Source organism: Sphingobium sp. CR28 (genome assembly GCF_052327305.1).
Lineage (GTDB): Bacteria > Pseudomonadota > Alphaproteobacteria > Sphingomonadales > Sphingomonadaceae > Sphingobium.
Genome location: NZ_CP182486.1, coordinates 2,310,932 through 2,327,911 on the forward strand (window position 1 = coordinate 2,310,932; position 16,980 = coordinate 2,327,911).

A 16,980-nucleotide genomic window follows, 5' to 3' on the forward strand; every position below is an offset into this window, starting at 1 on the left:
GGACTGCGGAGAAAAGCGTTGAGCAGAACAGACCGCGCGTGGCGGCGCTGGGGGGAGGTCGACCCCTATTTCGCCGTGCTCAGCGATCCTCGCTACCGCGCGAACCAGCTTGCCGCGAACCGCACGGCGTTTTTCGAGACGGGCGACGCCTATATTGCAGACCGACTTGCCCGCGCGCAGGAGCATTTCGGCTTCACGACGCGAGGGCGCGCGCTCGATTTCGGATGCGGTGTTGGCCGGCTCACTCTGGCGCTTGCCGATCGCTTCGAGGCGGTGACCGGACTGGATGTCGCCCCTGCCATGCTGGAGGAAGCCCGCGTCAACGCCGCCGGGCGATCCAACATCGATTTCCTGCTGTCGGACGACCGGCTGGCCAATGCGCCTGGCCACTATGATCTGGTGATAAGCCTCATGGTGCTGCAGCATATCCCCGTCGAGCGCGGCATGCGGATCGTGGCGATGCTGCTGGATCGGGTGGCGCCCGGCGGTATCGCGTCGCTGCATGTCTGCACGAACCGGGGTGACACACCGAGGCAACGGTTCAACTATTGGGCGCAGCGCAGAGTGCCCGGCGTCCGCGGCTTCTTCAACCTCTGGCACGGGCGGCCATGGGCTGAACCTCTGATGGAAATGAACGCCTATCCGCTCGATGCGATTGTCGCGCTGGGCCGGAAAAAGGACTTCGGTGAACCGCTGATACAGTTCGATCACCACGGGCGGTTCGAAACGGCGCAGCTACTTGTGCAAAGGGCCGGGTAAGGCCGGGGTGCCCGTCGATTTGGCGCCTATGCCCGCCGCCCGGGGGTTTCCGGGTCCGGCGGGTCGAGGGGGCAGGAAAATCAGCCGTGCAGCAGGGCGATTTCCTGTTTGATGGCGAGCTTCCGCTTCTTGAGCGTTGCTACCAGAAGCGAATCGGGAAAGGGCCGTGCCGACTCGATTCTTATCCGGGCATCGAGCCCGGCATGCTTGGCGTTAAGTGCGGAAATATGTGTGGTTTCCATCCTGTCCTCCTTATGCCGTTGCTTGGAAGCCTAGAAAGTAGATCATGAAACCGGGGGCTTGTCTGCCGGAATCGGAGAGCTTTCGACGGGACGACGCGTCTGGCGAGATGAGCCGAGATTGGGGGCGGTCAGGGCACCCAATGCAGTTTTGCTCGAAACAATGTTATTGAATATTAACGACTTTTGGTTCGACTGCGTCACGGCCCTTGCTTTGCTGCCGGTCTTTGGCGATGCGAGAGCCGCGCGCGCCGTGCGGGGGTTGGAACTGGGGTCGGACAATGAGCGTCGAGGAAATCGAACAGCGACTCGAGGGACTTCGAATCGAGCATCGCGATCTCGATTGCGCGATCATCGCCCTTTCCGAAGCGGTTCTTGCCGATCAGCTTCAACTGGCGCGGTTGAAGAAGCGCAAGCTGCGCCTTCGCGATGAAATTTCGGTGCTGGAAAGCAGCCTCATTCCCGATGACATTGCCTGAAGCTATTCCGCCCGCGACTGGCCGGATGAAATTCTGAGCCAGTCTGGCACATTGCCTTTCATTAGAGGCGGCCTGGCCTTCGAACGAGGTTAACCGCCAAGACAGAGAGCGGGGAACTGTGCCAGCAGCTTCACATGCGTGACACTATCTCCATGGTTCGGAATCTGGACAAGCATCTGGTCGACAATCTGTATGTCGAGGCAATGGTGCTCGCGGACGAGGCGCGATCCTTCTTCGACCAGCGAGCGGACGAACATCGGGTTCTTCTCGACAATCGGGGCCGGGTCGACTTCGCCTGTGAGGCGCTCAAGGCGACAACGCGGCTTATGCATGTCATCGCGTGGTTGCTCACCCAGCGCGCAATCCTGAACGGGGAACTCCCCCGGCACGCACGCGAGGAAGAAGCGCATCGATTGGGTCTTGCCGCACCCACCGACTCTACGGTCACCCAGCAGTTCCGACAGGACATGGCCACTCTGATTGTCGCGAGCGAAGATCTTTATGATCGAGTCGCGCGGCTCGAACGCCAGTTGCTGGGCCGAATCCAGGATGTTGCGCCCGCTCCGCCGCCAAGCCCAGCCCGCGATCTCATGGCCCGTCTCGAACGCGCGCTCTGACTGCATGGGTCGCGGACGGGCAGTCGCTCGCCTCATTTTGTCGCGATCCGGCCCTTTGCATCGTGATTGCAGTTGCGCGGTGGGGTCAATCACCTAGACAGGGCCCATGTCGCGATGGCCGGACGCGCGCACGCGCAGAAGTCTGCTTATCTTGTGCGCGCCCGCGCTCGCCCTCTGGGAATTGCCTCTTAGCGCGCAGACTGTGCCCGCTCCTTCTCAGGCGGGCGAACCGCAGGTCAGCACTGAGCTTGAGGATATGCCGGACATTGGCCTCGACTGGCCGGACCTGACTGCTCCCGAGCCGACAGTGGGTAATCAGGCGGCCGATGCGGGCGTTGCTACGACAACGGCTCCCGAACAGGAGCGTGCGAAAGAAAGCGCCCCGAGTCTGGTAACGGGCAGGGTCGCGCCGCCAGTTCTCGATCCCGCCGAAGCCCGCGCGCGGGATGCGGAAGCCCTCGCGGGGATCGATCCCGGCGCGGAACTGCCTTACATCGTGTCGTTCACAGGGGCGGACGAAGCAATCGACCAGATCTTCGAGGATCGCTTCGATCTCCTCTCAGAACTCAGAAAGGGTGAGAAGAAAAGCGCCAATCTCGGCCAGATCAACCGGCGTGGGCGGGCCGACGCCGATCTGGTCGATCAGTTGATGCGCACGCGCGGATATTATGATGCGCGCGTGACGTTTCGCATGATGCTGGAGCGGCCACAGCCTCCGCTGGTTGGCGCCCGGCTGCAGGTGGTTCCGGGCAATCGCTACCTGCTCACACAGGTCGATCTCAATGGCCTGTCCGCCAGCAACGCGCGGGAAAAGGCGCTGCGAGATCTCTTCGAAATCGCACCGGGCACGCCCGCCGACACCGATCTGATTCTCGGAGCTGTCGGCCGTCTGCGAACGGGGCTGGCGGAAGGAGGCTATCCCTTCGCCAAGGTCTCCGAGCCGGAACTGCGCGTCGATCATGATGATCGCGACGCTCAGCTGGTCGTTAACGTGGCGACCGGCGGCTTCCGCAACTTCGGCCGCATCATCGTGGAGGGCGATCCGCCTTTCGGCGCGGAGCACATTGCTGAATTTGCGCGCTTCGAGCCGGGCGAGCCGTTCAATCAGGCCGACGTGGTCGATCTCAACAGCGCAATCATCGCGACAGGGCTCGCGGGCTCGCTCACGATCACGCCGAAGGAAGGCGCGAGCGACGATACGGTCGACCTCATCATCGCGATGTCCAAGGCGCCGCCGCGCACCGTCGCCGGGCTGCTGGGCTATGGCACAGGTGAAGGCGCGCGTGCCGAGGTGAGCTGGCAGCATCGCAATTTCTTCCCGCCGGAAGGCGCGATGACTTTGCGTGCCGTCGTCGGCACCAATGAGCAGAGCGCATCCGCGATCTTCCGGCGGAACAACTTCCACAAGCGAGACCGCGCTCTCAATCTGGAAGTCACCGCCGCCAACCTCAATCAGAATGCCTATGAGGCGCGGACGTTCGGCGTCGCGGCCAGTCTGGAGCGACAGACCAATCTCATCTTCCAGAAGAAATGGACCTGGTCGCTGGGTTCCGAGCTGCGCATAAGCGACGAGCGCCGGCTCTACGGCACGGACCCCGTGCCTCGCCGCCTGCTCTACGTGATCGGCGCAGTTCCGGTGAGCCTGGGCTATGACGGCAGCGACGATCTCCTCAACCCGTCGGAAGGCTTCCGGCTTTCCGGGCGCGCATCTCCCGAACTCTCGTTGCAGGGCAATGTCTTTGGCTATGTCCGGCTGCAGGTGGACGGCAGCGCCTATATGCCGATGAATGACCGGCTGGTTCTTGCCGGGCGGGTTCGTCTGGGCACGATTGTGGGTGCGGGGCGAGACCGGATCGCACCGACGCGGCGCTTCTACGCGGGCGGTGGCGGATCGGTGCGCGGCTATGCCTATCAGGCCATCGGCCCGCGCGACATCAACAATGATCCGCTGGGAGGTCGCAGCCTGACCGAAATGGCGGTGGAGGCGCGCTTCCGCTTCGGTAGCGAGAACCAGTTCGGCATCGTGCCCTTCCTGGATGCAGGAACGATTTCCACGAATCCGCTTCCCTCCGCCAGCGATCTGCGCGTGGGCGCGGGCATCGGTGTGCGCTATTACAGCAATTTCGGGCCGATCCGGATCGACGTCGGCACGCCGATCAACCGGCAGTCGGGCGACTCTCGCATCGGCGTATACGTTTCGCTGGGTCAGGCCTTCTGATGGCCGAGCTGCCGGAACCGCTGGACGCGCCGACAGAGGCTTTCCCTGCGCGTCGCCGCAAGCGCCGCTGGATCGGCCCGGGCGTCCTCCTTCTCGTTCTGCTGGTACTCGGCGCGATTTCAGGCGCACTGTACTGGATCGACACGCCGCGCGGACATGGCTTTCTGATCCAGCGACTGGCGCAATGGCAGACATCGACCGGGCTTCGGATCACCGTCGGCTCGATCGACGGCAGCATCTACAAGCACGCGCGTTTGCGCGACGTCCGCTTCTATGACCTCAAGGGCGAATTCGCGCGGATCGATGATGCGGTTTTGCAATGGTATCCGCTGGGCTGGCTCTCAAAGCGGCTCGATGTCGATCATTTGCGCATCGTCCAAGCACGGCTGGATCGGCTGCCGGCCCTGCGCCCCACAGCCAAGCAGAGTTCGATCCTGCCCGGTTTCGACGTGCGGGTGGGGGAACTGCAGGTGGCGCGGCTGGACCTGGGGGCCGCGATTGCCCGCACGCCGCAGATCGTGCGCCTCTCCGGTCGTGCCGAAATCTTGCGCGGGCGGCTCATCGTCGATCTCAACGCCAACTCCCGCGACACGGCGGATGCAGTGCGACTATCGATCGACAGCCGGCCCGACGACCGCAAGTTCGATATTGATGCGCAGGTCTCAGCTCCGGCGGGAGGGATTATCGGGACGCTGGCTGGCGTGAAGACGCCGCTGGCTTTGGCGGTGCGCGGCGATGGCGACTGGCGGCGCTGGCGCGGCCGCCTCGTGGCGCTCGACAACGGAAAGCTGACCGCCAATGTTGCAATCGAGGCGAGTGAGGGGCGGTATCGCCTGTCGGGTCCGCTCGCTATGGTCGGGCCGCTGGCTGGCATTGGCAGGCAACTGCGTAGCTCCAGCGCATTGGTCGATGCCGACTTCACTCTGAAGAACCGGGTCTGGCGGGGGTCGGCCGGTGCCAGCGTGCGGGGTGTGCGAGCCGGTGTGGAGGGTGGCCTCGACCTTGGCCGCAATCGCTTCGATGATCTGCTCGTGGACTTGCGCCTTGCCGATCTCTCCACGCTCGTGCGGGGGGCACAGGGGAAAGACGCCGCGCTCAAGGCCCGCCTTTCTGGCCCATTCGACAATTTCGGGCTTGAGTATCTGCTCGCCGTGCCGCGACTGGGGCAAGGCAAGACAGCGCTCGTGGACCTGCGCGCAAAGGGGCAGGGACGGGTGGTCAAAGGGCAGACCATATTGCCGTTGCGCCTCACTGCCAGAGCGCTGGCGCTGGGCTCACCGGTGATCGACAGCAGGCTGCGCAATCTCGTGGCGGACGGCCGGTTGACCTATGCCAATGGTCGCCTGACCAGCGGACCGGTTGCGCTGCGAGCATCGGGACTCGCGGGCCGATTGCAGATCGACGCAGTGCCGGCGCGCGGGCTGTTTGCAGTCAATCTCGACGCTCGGCTGGCCCAGTTCGCTATTCCACGATTTGGCATCACGGATGTGGAGGCGAGGGTGCGTTATGCAACGCCGGGCACGGGCGGCGTGGCCGGGCTTTCTGGCAAGGCCTCTGCCGTGATGCGTCGGTTCGACAATGCTTTCCTGCGCGGCATTGCCGGGGGATTGCCCCGTGTGACGAGCGATCTCGCACTCGCGCCGGACGGTCGCCTGCTGCTGCGCAATCTGCGCCTCAGCGCACCCGCGATCAGCATTGCTGGCAATGGCGCCCGCAATCGCGACGGCACCGTTCATTTCGAAGGGGCGGGCACCCACCGGAATTATGGGCCGCTGCGCCTGACTCTCGACGGCCAGATTGATCGGCCCCGTGTTGACCTCGTTTTCGCGCGCCCGATGGATGCAGCCCGGCTCGCCGATGTCCACGTCGTCCTTGTGCCGGATCAGGCGGGCTATCAGATGCAGGCGAACGGCGGGTCCATGCTCGGCCCGTTCACGTTGGCCGGGGCCGTATTGCTCCCCGCCGGGGCGGACGCTACGATCAACGTTGCCCGCCTCGCCGTGAGCGATGTCGTCGCGGCAGGCCAGCTTCAGGCCGTTACCGGCGGGCTCTCCGGCCGGCTTAACCTGACCGGTCCGGCCAGCGGCACGACACGTCTTTCTGTGGAGGATGGCACGCAGATCGTGGCGGTCGACCTCAATCTCGATCGCGCCCGTTTCAACGGGACGCCCTCGATCGCGATCAACCGGGGAACCGTTCAGGCGCGGATCGCGCTCGTACCGGGAGCCACAAGCGTGGACGCGACAGCCCAGATGCGGGGCGTTCGCTACGGCACGATCCGGGTCAACAGGCTCGCGGCCACTGCCAAGCTCGTCAACGGGTCGGGGCAGGCCACTGCAAGCTTCATTGGTCAGGGCGGGCGCTTGTTCGACCTCCAGATGCGCGCCGCGATCACGCCGGAGAGTGTCGGCGTGGATCTGGCGGGAACGCTGGATCAGCAGTCGATCAGCCAGTCGGGTCGGGCGATCTTCACGCAGGAGGATAGCGGCTGGCGGCTGGCACCTGTGACCTACACTTATCGTGGAGGCCAGTTGCGGCTGGGCGGATTGCTGGGCGCGACCAGCACGCATGTGGAAGCGAACCTCGTGAACGCGCCGCTGGCGCTGATGGACCTTATAAACAGTGATCTGGGTCTGGGCGGAACGGTGAATGGCTCAGTGATTTACGACGCGCCGCGTGGGGGCGTGCCGCAGGGCCGCATCAACGTGCGGGTGAACAAGCTGACCCGCTCGGGTCTGGCGCTCAGTTCGACGCCTATTGATCTGGGCATCAACGCCGAGATCAACCAGAACCGCGCTGCCGTGCGTGCGGTGGTGGCGGACGGGGGCAAGGTGATCGGCCGTGCTCAGGCGCTCATCGCGCCGCTGGGCGAGGGGTCGCTGATGGAGAGGCTTAATGCAGCGCCTCTGCGCGGGCAGCTGCGCTTTTCGGGCAATGCCGATACGCTCTGGCGCCTTACCAATATCGAGCTTTTCGCTCTGGCAGGCGATGTCCAGATCACGGCCGATGCCACTGGCACTCTGGCTGACCCGCAGATCAGCGGACTGGTGCGCGCGCGCGGGGGCAGGATCGCTAGCCCTGTCACGGGCATGACGCTCGAGAATGTGAATGCGGAAGGGCGGTTCAACGGGTCTCAGCTCAATCTCACTACGCTCAACGGCCGTACGAAGAATGGCGGCACCGTCTCCGGCAATGCGCGCTTTACGTTCTCAGGCGAGCGCGGCGTCGGCATGGACGTCTCGCTTCAGACAGAGCGCGCCACGATCCTCGATCGCGACGACATTGGCGCGACGGTCACCGGGCCGCTCCGCATCCAGTCGGACGGATATGGCGGATCGATTTCGGGCAATCTGGAAGTGGTCTCCAGCCGGTTCGTGCTTGGGAGGGCCGCGGCTGTCGCCCAGATTCCGCAGCTTAATCTGGTGGAGATCAACCGGCGGGGCGACGAGATCGAAGCGCCCCGGCCGCCAGCGCCCTGGACCCTCGCCATAAAGGCCACCGCCAACAACCGCTTTGCTGTGGAAGGGCTGGGTATGCAGAGCGAGTGGGCGATGAACGTCGATATCGGTGGCACCGTGGTCGCGCCGACATTGAGCGGCACAGCCAATCTGGTGCGCGGCGACTATGATTTCGCGGGGCGACGCTTCGAGCTGCGCGAAGGGCGTCTGCGCTTTTCCGGCGACACGCCGATCAACCCGGTGCTGGACATCCGCGCGGTCGCGGACGTCACAGGCCTCAGCGCCACGATCAGCGTCACCGGCACCAGCCTCAAGCCGATCATCGCCTTTTCCAGCGTGCCCGCTATGTCTCAGGACGAACTGCTTGCCCGTATTTTGTTCGGAACCTCGATCGCCAGCCTCTCCGCGCCGGAGGCGATCCAGCTCGCCTCGGCGGTCGCGGCGTTCCAGGGTGGCGGCAGCGGGCTGGACCCAATCAATGCTCTGCGCAAGGCGACAGGTCTGTCCCGCCTGCGCATTCTCCCTGCGGACACCCAGACCGGGCAGAAGACATCGATCGGCGCCGGCAAATATATTACCCGACGTATCTATGTGGAGCTCATCACCGACGGGCAGGGTTATAGCGCCACGCGCGTCGAATATCAGATCACCCGCTGGCTGGCGCTGCTCTCCAGCGTCTCGACCATTGGGCGCCAGAGCCTGAACGCGCGCGTTTCCAAGGACTACTGATCCGCGAGCTTCGGGAAGGGTGAAGACTCAACCCGTCGCCCTGCTCCACCATTCCGACGATCAGTCTCTCGCTCACCGGATAGTCCTGGCGCTGGCCGCGTTGTGCCAGAATATCCCCCGCCACGGGGGCTTCCCAAACCAAAGGAGAGACCATCATGGCATCGACCGATATCGCAACGGATGAAACCACCCGGCTTATCGCATCGAACAAGGTGGAAGGCACCAGCGTCTACAATCGCGAGGGCGAGAAGCTCGGCTCGATCTACAATTTCATGGTCGATAAGCGCTCCGGCCAGGTCGAATATGCCGCACTGCAATTCGGCGGCTTCTTTGGCTTGGGCAGCGACTATTATCCGCTGCCGTGGAATGTGCTCGATTATGATGTGCAGCAGGGCGGCTATGTCGTGAACCTCGACAAGGCCGTGCTGGAGAAAGCGCCGCATTATGCAAGCGGAAGCGAGCCCACCTATGATCGCGACTATGGCCGTGAGGTCCACGGCTACTACGGCATTCCCTATCCTTATTGAGGCATCGGGACTTGCAAGGCGGCAAACGCTTGGCCCCGGCTACGCCCGCTGAGCGCGAGCAAAACGGCCCGGGAACGCTGGTTCCCGGGCCGCTTCTTTAAGACTGATCGCGCTCTGGATCAGGCGCTGTAGTACATGTCGAACTCGACCGGGCTGGGCGCCATTTCCCAGCGATACACTTCCGGCCACTTCAGCTCGATATAGGCGTCGATCTGATCCTTGGTGAACACGTCGCCCTTCAGCAGGAAGTCGTGGTCGGCCTCAAGGCTGTTTAGAGCCTCGCGGAGCGAACCGCAGACGGTCGGAACCTGCGAGAGCTCCTCGGGCGGCAGATCATAAAGGTTCTTGTCCATCGCCTCACCGGGATGGATCTTGTTGGTGATGCCGTCCAGGCCAGCCATCAGCAGCGCGGCATAGCACAGATAGGGGTTCGCCATCGCGTCCGGGAAGCGGAACTCCACGCGCTTCGCCTTGGCGCCCGAACCGTAGGGAATACGGCAGGAGGCCGAGCGGTTGCGGGCCGAATAGGCCAGCAGTACCGGCGCTTCAAAGCCGGGGACGAGGCGCTTGTAGCTGTTCGTCGTCGGGTTGGTGAAGGCATTGAGCGCCTTCGCATGCTTGATGACGCCGCCGATGAAGTACAGGCAGGTGTCGCTCAGACCCGCATAGCCATTGCCCGCGAAGAGCGGCTCGCCCTTGTTCCAGATGGACATGTGGGTGTGCATGCCCGAGCCGTTGTCCTGCGCGATGGGCTTGGGCATGAACGTCGCCGTCTTGCCATAGGCCTGGGCGACCATCTGCACGACATACTTGTAGATCTGCATGCGGTCAGCGGTGGTGACCAGCGTGCCGAAGGTCAGGCCCAGCTCGTGCTGCGCAGCCGCCACCTCATGGTGATGCTTGTCGCAGGGCAGGCCCATTTCGAGCATGGTCGAAACCATCTCGGCGCGGATGTCCGTGCAGGGATCGACCGGCGCGACGGGGAAGTAGCCGCCCTTGGCGCGCGGACGGTGAGCCAGGTTGCCGCCCTCATATTCCTTGCCGGTGTTGGTCGGCAGCTCGATGTCGTCGATCTTGTAGAAGGACTCGCTGTAGTCGCTGTTGAAGCGGACATCGTCGAACATGAAGAACTCGGCTTCCGGGCCGACATAGATGGTGTCGCCGAAGCCCGCCGCCTTCACATAGGCTTCCGCACGGACAGCGCAAGAGCGCGGATCACGCGTGTAGAGCTCGCCCGTGGAGGGCTCGACGATGTTGCAGAACAGGATCAGCATGGGCGTGGCGCTGAACGGATCGACATAGACGGCGTCCAGATCCGGCTTGAGGATCATGTCGGACTCGTTGATCGCCTTCCAGCCCTCGATCGAGGAGCCGTCGAACATGAAGCCTTCCTCAAGCTCATCCTCGCCGACGACACCCGAGAACATGGTCAGGTGCTGCCACTTGCCCTTCGGGTCGGTGAAGCGAAGGTCGATCCACTCGATCTCCTTCTCTTCCACCATCTTGAGAATGTCTTTGGGCTTATTCGCCATTGTGTGACTACCTTCCTCTAGAACTGGAACGGTTGCTGGAATTTAAACGGGAGCGGCATGCCGCTAGATGGCGGCCTCATCGGTCTCGCCAGTACGAATGCGGAGCGCCTTCTCGACGTTCATGACGAAGATCTTGCCGTCGCCGATGCGGCCGGTCTTCGCGGCTGCCGCGATGGCTTCCACAGTGCGATCGGCCAGGCTGTCGTCCACGACGACTTCCAGCTTCACCTTGGGCAGGAAATCCACCACATACTCGGCGCCACGATAAAGCTCGGTATGGCCCTTCTGTCGGCCGAAGCCCTTGGCTTCCGTCACCGTGATCCCGGAAACGCCGATCTCGTGAAGGGCTTCCTTCACTTCGTCCAGCTTGAACGGTTTGATGATCGCCTCGATCTTTTTCATGGCCTGCCACCCTCTTGCTTCGCAAATTATGCCCGGCCGCCCATGCTTTTTTCAAAAGGCATGAGAGCCTTCAGCGCAAAACGCTTGAAGGCACGGCGGCACTTAACGCCCGTGTTATCGCGCCCCGGTGCGAATCACCAGCGCAGCATTGGCGGCTTTGTTAGAGATTGTCGATATTGCTCGGATTCCGGGCATTTTTCGCAAGAATTGCCTAAATTTTAGGCATGATTTTTGCGGGCTCAGTAAGGGGGGTGGTGATGCCCGGCGAGACTGAGGGTGAAAATCTCGCAGCCCGTCTCGGTGATGCCGATGGAATGCTCGAATTGCGCGGAGAGGCTGCGGTCCCGCGTTACAGCCGTCCACCCGTCATCAAGGAGGCGGACGCCCGGCTTGCCGCCGTTAATCATGGGCTCGATGGTGAAGATCATACCCGGCTTCAATTCCGGACCGGTGCCAGGACGGCCGACATGCACGACTTCCGGCGTATCGTGAAAGACGCGGCCAAGGCCGTGACCGCAAAAGTCGCGGACAACCCCGTAGCGGTGCCGCTCCGCATGAGTCTGGATCGCGTGGCCGATGTCGCCGAGATGCTTGCCCGGCCGCGCCTGCTCGATGCCCAGCATGAGGCACTCATAGGTCACGTCGACGAGCCGACGGGCCTTGATCGGCACGTCTCCTACCAGGAACATGCGGCTGGTGTCGCCGTGCCAGCCATCGACCAGCGGCGTGACGTCGATATTGAGAATATCGCCGTCCTTCAGCACCCGGTCGCCCGGAATGCCATGGCAGATCACATTGTTGAGGCTGATGCAGCAACTGTGCTTGTAGCCTCGGTAGCCCAGCGTCGCGGGGATACCGCCCGCAGCGAGCGTCATCTCGCGCACCAGATCGTCCAGCTCGCCAGTGGTGACGCCCGGCACGACATGTGGGATCAGCGCATCGAGGATGCCTGCAGCGACCTGACCGGCCTTGCGCATGCCTGCGAAACCCTCCTGCCCATGCAGTTTGATCGCATTCGTGCGGAGGGCCATCGTGTCTTCGCTCGGAGTCATATATGTCGTCATGGCTTGCCATATAGGCGCTTCTGCCCCAACTGACGAGAGCCTTGAGACGGAGAGCGAGACCATGGCTAAAAGGAAGCGCGGTTACGCCAGCAAGGCTGCGCGAAACCGTTTCACGCAAGACCCCGTCTTGGTCGGTCGCCGCGGCTGCGGAGACATAGCCCGATGAACGCCCGGATTTGGACTGCTGCGCTGATTGTCATCGGAGACGAAATCCTCTCGGGGCGCACGCAGGACAAGAATATCGCGCAGATCGCGACATGGCTGAACGTGCAGGGCATCAGACTGCGCGAAGTGCGGGTCGTTGCCGATGACATGGACGGCATCGGCGCAGCCGTGAATGCACTGCGCGTAGCCCATGACTATGTATTCACGACCGGCGGCATCGGCCCCACGCATGACGACATCACCGTGGATGCCATCGCTGCGGCGCTGGGGCGGGATGTGATCGTCCACCCGGAGGCGCGCGCGACCCTGCAGGATTATTATGCGACACGCGGCGGCCTTACGGACGCACGGCTTCGCATGGCGCGCGTGCCGGAAGGCGCAAGCCTCATTCCCAATCGCTATTCCGGCGCGCCGGGTATCCGGGTGGAGAATATCTTCATCATGGCGGGCGTGCCTCACATCACGGCGGGAATGCTAGATGCGCTCACCGGTTCGCTGGAAGGCGGTGCGCCGGTGCTGAGCCGTCAGATCGGCTGCTGGGTGGCGGAAAGTGAAGTGGCCGACCTTCTGGGCAAAACGGAAAATGCGCACGAGGGTTGCCAGATCGGTAGCTATCCGTTCTTTCGCGAAGGGCGGAGCGGCGCGAACTTCGTCATTCGCTCCACCGAGGAGCCGGTGCTGGATGCTTGCGCGGCCGAACTGACCGCAGCTCTGCGGGCGATGGGCCATGAGGTGATCGACGGCGGCATCTGACCGGCGCGGAAATCATTTCCCGTTTCCGGGGAACTCCCTTGGTTCCCTGCCGTTCTAAGATACATGCCCGAAACGTTTGCGTCGAGTTCACCGCCGGTTGTTTGCGGACCACCGCCTCATGACATGGCGAGACAGAGCCTGTTCTTCGACTTTGACGGGACGTTGGTGGACATTGCGCCCACGCCCGATTCCATCATTGTGCCCCCGGCGCTTCTGCAGGCGTTGCGCACGCTTTCCATTCACATGCCGGGTCGCATCGCGATCGTGAGCGGCCGGTCGCTCGCCCAGCTCGATATGTTTCTCGGCCCCTTCGCGAATGAGATCGCCATGGCGGGAAGTCATGGGGCGGAGCTGCGTGCGGCGGGCGGGGAGGCGTGGGCTGTGGAGAGACCTTCCGGCCTCGATCGCGCTGGCACGGCGCTGGACCGCTTCGCGCGGGAGCACGGCCTTTACTTCGAGCATAAGACGCTGGGCGCGGCCGTTCATTATCGGTTGAAGCCTGAGCTTGAGGCGGAGGCGACCGCCCTGGCCGAGATGCTGGCGAGCCAGTACGGCTTGCGCCTGCAGCGAGGCAAGATGATGGTCGAGTTGCGGGTGGATGGCGACAAGGGCCGCGCGGTGGCTGCGCTGCTTGCGCTGCCGCAGATGGCCGGCACCCGGCCGCTCGTTTTTGGCGACGATCTCACTGACGAGGATGGATTCATCGCGGCCGAAGATGCCGGCGGCGCCGGAGTGCTGGTGGATCAGCCCCGCAAGACACGCGCCCTGTATCGGCTGCCCGATGTCGCGGCGGTGCATGCCTGGGTCCGAGCTGCAATCGAGGTGACCGCATGACCTCTGAAATGGACCTCTGGCCAATCGGCAATTGCCAGGTCTCTGCCCTGGTCGATCGCACCGGGCGCTTCGTGTGGGGTTGCGTGCCGCGTGTCGATGGCGATCCGGCGTTCAGTGCGCTGCTTGCCGGCGACAATCCGGAAACCGGCTATTGGACAATCGAACTCGAAGGCGCGGTGCGCACGGAGCAATCCTACCTGCGCAACACGGCAGTTCTGGTGACCCGCCACGAGGACGCCACGGGCAATGCCGTGGAGATCGTCGATTTCTGCCCTCGCTTCGTGCGGGAGAACCGGCCCTACCGGCCGACTGCCTTTGCGCGCATCGTCCGCCCGGTGGGCGGCTCCCCCCGTATCCGCGTCGCGCTGCGGGTCGCAACGGACTGGGGCCAGCCGACGAGCATCACCACAGGGTCCAATCATATCCGCTACCTGATGCGCGATCAGACCCTGCGCCTGACCACTGACGCGCCGATCGACCGATTGCGCGCCGAGAATTTCTTCCGGCTTGAGCGGTCGCTGCATTTCTTCCTTGGGCCGGACGAGAGCTTTTCTGGCGGGTTGCAGGACGTTCTGGGCGTTATGCTCGACCGCACGACGCATGAGTGGCGACACTGGGCGCGCGGGTTGGCGACGCCCGTGGAGTGGCAGGACGTAGTGATCCGCGCGGCGATCACGCTCAAGCTCTGCCAGCATGAGGAGACCGGGGCAATCGTCGCCGCGCTCACCACCTCCCTCCCTGAACATGCCGACAGTGGGCGCAACTGGGACTATCGCTACTGCTGGATCCGCGATGCATATTATACGGTGCAGGCGCTTAACCGGCTCGGTGCGCTCGACGTGCTTGAGAGCTATCTCGAGTATCTCCGCAATATCGTGGACGATGCGCGAGGCGGACATATCCAGCCTCTTTACGGCGTGGGTGGCGAAGCGCGCATCATCGAACGCATAGAGGAGAGCCTGCCGGGCTATCGCGGCATGGGGCCAGTGCGCGTGGGTAATCAGGCCTATGAGCAGGTCCAGCACGATGCTTATGGCCAGATCGTCCTCTGCAACGTGCAGGCCTTCTTCGATCAGCGCCTGCTGCGCATGGCCGGTGTAGAGGATTTCCACGCTCTCGAAGCGGTCGGCGAGCGCGCCTGGCAGGTTTATGACCAGCCCGATGCGGGACTGTGGGAGCTGCGGACCAAGTCCTTCGTCCACACTTATTCCGCCGCGATGTGCTGGGCGGCCTGCGACCGGCTGGCCAGCGCGGCCAGAGTGCTTGGGCTCTCGGATCGGCATGAGTTCTGGACGGAGCGCGCAGCGACGATGCGCGAGACGATCGAGCAGGCCGCCTGGCGGCCGGAGACCAACCGTGTGTCCGCCACCTTTGGCGGAGACGATCTCGACGCCAGCATCATTCAGCTTCTGGATCTGCGCTTCTTCGCGCCGAACGATCCCCGCTTTCAGGGCACGCTGGTGGCGGTGGAAGAGGGGCTGCGACGGGGCAGTCACATGCTGCGCTATGCCACCGAGGATGATTTCGGCCTGCCGCACACCGCGTTCAATGTCTGCACCTTCTGGCTGATCGAAGCGCTGGATGCGACGGGCCGGCACGAGGACGCGCGCGCGCTCTTCGAGGAAATGGTTGCGCGGCGGACGCCTGCGGGGTTGCTCTCGGAGGATATCGACCCGGCGACCGGAGAACTCTGGGGGAACTATCCGCAGACCTATTCGCTCGTTGGCCTCATCAATTGTGCAGTGATGCTCAGCAAGCCGTGGAGGACTCTGCGATGAGCCGTCTTGTCGTCATTTCCAACCGGGTCCAGCAACTCAAGCAAAGCTCGGGCGGGAATCAGGGTGGGCTCGCGGTCGCGCTGCTTTCCGCCCTGCGGGAACGGGGCGGCGTGTGGTTCGGCTGGTCGGGAGAGACGGTCGAGACCTTCACCGGCGAGATCCATTATGAGGAGGATGGCCCCACCACGAGCGCCGTCATCGATCTCGAACCGCAGGATATCGACGAATATTATAACGGCTATGCCAACCGCACGCTCTGGCCGCTCTTCCACAACCGGGTGGATCTCACCGAGTTCGAGCGCGATTTCGAGGGCGGCTATGCGCGGGTCAATCGGCGCTTTGCCGAGACCGCGCGCCCGCTCATCAAGCGCGACGACATCGTCTGGGTGCACGACTATCATCTCATTCCGCTTGGCGGCGAGCTGCGCAGGCTCGGCGTGCCGAACTGCATCGGCTTCTTCCTGCATACTCCCTGGCCGCCGGCCGATCTGCTGCTGTCGTTGCCGACGCATCGCAAGCTTGTCGAGGCGCTCTTCAATTATGACGTGATCGGCTTCCAGACCGAGGACTGGCTGGAGCATTTCCGCCATTATGTGACCACTCATCTGGGTGGCACGCTGGGCAAAGACGGCGCGCTCGTTCTCGGTGATCGCACGGTGCGAGCCATTGCCGCGCCGATCGGCATCGACACCGCCGAGTTCGAGGCTGCTGCCGCTTCGCCCGAAGCGGAGCTGACCCGCGACCGCATGTATCTTTCATCGCCGGGGCGCAGCCTCCTCGTGGGTGTCGACCGCCTCGATTATTCCAAGGGGCTGACGGAGCGCTTTGCGGGCTATGAGCGGTTTCTGGCGCATCACCCCGATCTGCGCGGGCTGGTCTATCTGCTGCAGATCGCGCCGCCCAGCCGGGAGAAAGTGGATACCTATCAGGAAATCCGCTCCAGCCTCGATGCGCTTTCGGGCCGGATCAACGGCGAATATGCCGAGATCGACTGGGTGCCGATCCGCTATGTGAACCAGGGCTATCCGCGCGCCGAGCTTGCCGGCATTTTTCGGGCGGCGCGGATCGGGCTTGTCACTCCGCTGCGCGACGGCATGAATCTGGTCGCCAAGGAATTTGTCGCGGCGCAGGATCCGCGCGATCCCGGCGTGCTCATCCTCTCGCAGTTTGCTGGCGCCGCCGCTCAGCTCAAGGATGCGGTGCTGGTCAATCCGTTCAGTGCGGAAGAAATGGCGGACGCCATTGTCATGGCGCTGCGTATGCCGCGCAAGGAGCGGATTGCGCGCTGGGAGCGCCTGATCGACAATGTCCGACGCGAGGACGTTCATTGGTGGTGCGCCGGATTCCTCGACGCAATGGAACGGGCGGGTGAGGGCGGCTGTGCCGGCGCGGAACCGGTAAGCCACGCAGCCCAGTAAGCGAGTGC

Annotated in this window: 14 protein-coding genes; 10 read left to right on the forward strand and 4 right to left on the reverse strand. The window is 63.6% G+C overall.

Annotated features, from left to right (window positions below; all coding sequences use genetic code 11):
• Positions 1-18 precede the first annotated feature (18 nt).
• Positions 19-759: a class I SAM-dependent methyltransferase gene (locus tag ACNAOH_RS11085; protein ID WP_443970239.1), complete on the forward strand. Its 741-nt coding sequence runs from the start codon at positions 19-21 to the stop codon at positions 757-759.
• Between the two features lie 80 nt (positions 760-839).
• On the opposite strand, the gene ACNAOH_RS11090 is transcribed toward ACNAOH_RS11085, so the two are convergent.
• Entirely contained in the window at positions 840-1,001 is a 162-nt protein-coding gene (locus ACNAOH_RS11090; RefSeq protein ID WP_443970240.1) for a YdcH family protein, read from the reverse strand.
• A 278-nt stretch (positions 1,002-1,279) separates the two neighbouring features.
• Between ACNAOH_RS11090 and ACNAOH_RS11095 the strand changes: the two genes are divergently transcribed.
• The 5 genes from ACNAOH_RS11095 to ACNAOH_RS11115 all read left to right on the forward strand — a co-directional run bounded on the left by ACNAOH_RS11095 (position 1,280) and on the right by ACNAOH_RS11115 (position 9,026).
• Positions 1,280-1,477 carry a YdcH family protein gene (locus ACNAOH_RS11095; protein ID WP_443970241.1) on the forward strand — a complete coding sequence of 66 codons (198 nt, stop codon included), beginning with the start codon at positions 1,280-1,282 and terminating at the stop codon, positions 1,475-1,477.
• Positions 1,478-1,611: 134 nt separating this feature from the next.
• The gene (locus ACNAOH_RS11100; protein WP_443970242.1) at positions 1,612-2,094 is read left to right on the forward strand and encodes a DUF1465 family protein; all 483 of its coding nucleotides are present in this window, start codon (positions 1,612-1,614) and stop codon (positions 2,092-2,094) included.
• A gap of 202 nt (positions 2,095-2,296) precedes the next feature.
• A complete protein-coding gene (locus ACNAOH_RS11105; RefSeq protein WP_443970243.1) occupies positions 2,297-4,312 on the forward strand; it encodes an autotransporter assembly complex protein TamA in 2,016 nt (671 codons plus the stop codon).
• Positions 4,312-8,499 carry a translocation/assembly module TamB domain-containing protein gene (locus ACNAOH_RS11110; protein WP_443970244.1) on the forward strand — a complete coding sequence of 1,396 codons (4,188 nt, stop codon included), beginning with the start codon at positions 4,312-4,314 and terminating at the stop codon, positions 8,497-8,499. The genes ACNAOH_RS11105 and ACNAOH_RS11110 overlap by 1 nt, the downstream gene beginning before the upstream one ends.
• 155 nt (positions 8,500-8,654) lie before the next feature.
• Entirely contained in the window at positions 8,655-9,026 is a 372-nt protein-coding gene (locus ACNAOH_RS11115) for a PRC-barrel domain-containing protein (RefSeq protein ID WP_443970245.1), read from the forward strand.
• A gap of 119 nt (positions 9,027-9,145) precedes the next feature.
• Here ACNAOH_RS11115 and glnA read toward each other — a convergent pair whose 3' ends face one another.
• The 3 genes from glnA to map form a co-directional block, all read right to left on the reverse strand.
• On the reverse strand, positions 9,146-10,558 hold the full coding sequence (gene glnA, locus ACNAOH_RS11120) for a type I glutamate--ammonia ligase (RefSeq protein ID WP_443970246.1): 1,413 nt from the start codon (positions 10,556-10,558) through the stop codon (positions 9,146-9,148).
• A gap of 63 nt (positions 10,559-10,621) precedes the next feature.
• On the reverse strand, positions 10,622-10,960 hold the full coding sequence (locus ACNAOH_RS11125) for a P-II family nitrogen regulator (protein ID WP_443970247.1): 339 nt from the start codon (positions 10,958-10,960) through the stop codon (positions 10,622-10,624).
• A 239-nt stretch (positions 10,961-11,199) separates the two neighbouring features.
• Positions 11,200-12,024 carry a type I methionyl aminopeptidase gene (gene map, locus ACNAOH_RS11130; RefSeq protein WP_443970248.1) on the reverse strand — a complete coding sequence of 275 codons (825 nt, stop codon included), beginning with the start codon at positions 12,022-12,024 and terminating at the stop codon, positions 11,200-11,202.
• Between the two features lie 162 nt (positions 12,025-12,186).
• On the opposite strand from map, the gene ACNAOH_RS11135 reads away from it, so the two are divergent.
• The 4 genes from ACNAOH_RS11135 (at position 12,187) to ACNAOH_RS11150 (ending at position 16,972) form a co-directional block, all read left to right on the forward strand.
• Positions 12,187-12,942: a competence/damage-inducible protein A gene (locus ACNAOH_RS11135; RefSeq protein ID WP_443970249.1), complete on the forward strand. Its 756-nt coding sequence runs from the start codon at positions 12,187-12,189 to the stop codon at positions 12,940-12,942.
• Positions 12,943-13,065: 123 nt separating this feature from the next.
• Positions 13,066-13,776, forward strand: coding sequence for a trehalose-phosphatase (gene otsB, locus ACNAOH_RS11140; protein WP_443970250.1), 711 nt, complete (start codon positions 13,066-13,068; stop codon positions 13,774-13,776).
• Positions 13,773-15,554, forward strand: coding sequence for a glycoside hydrolase family 15 protein (locus ACNAOH_RS11145; protein ID WP_443970251.1), 1,782 nt, complete (start codon positions 13,773-13,775; stop codon positions 15,552-15,554). Before otsB ends, ACNAOH_RS11145 begins: the two co-directional genes overlap by 4 nt.
• Complete coding sequence (locus ACNAOH_RS11150; RefSeq protein ID WP_443970252.1) at positions 15,551-16,972, forward strand: alpha,alpha-trehalose-phosphate synthase (UDP-forming); 1,422 nt, start codon at positions 15,551-15,553, stop codon at positions 16,970-16,972. The genes ACNAOH_RS11145 and ACNAOH_RS11150 overlap by 4 nt, the downstream gene beginning before the upstream one ends.
• Positions 16,973-16,980 lie beyond the last annotated feature (8 nt).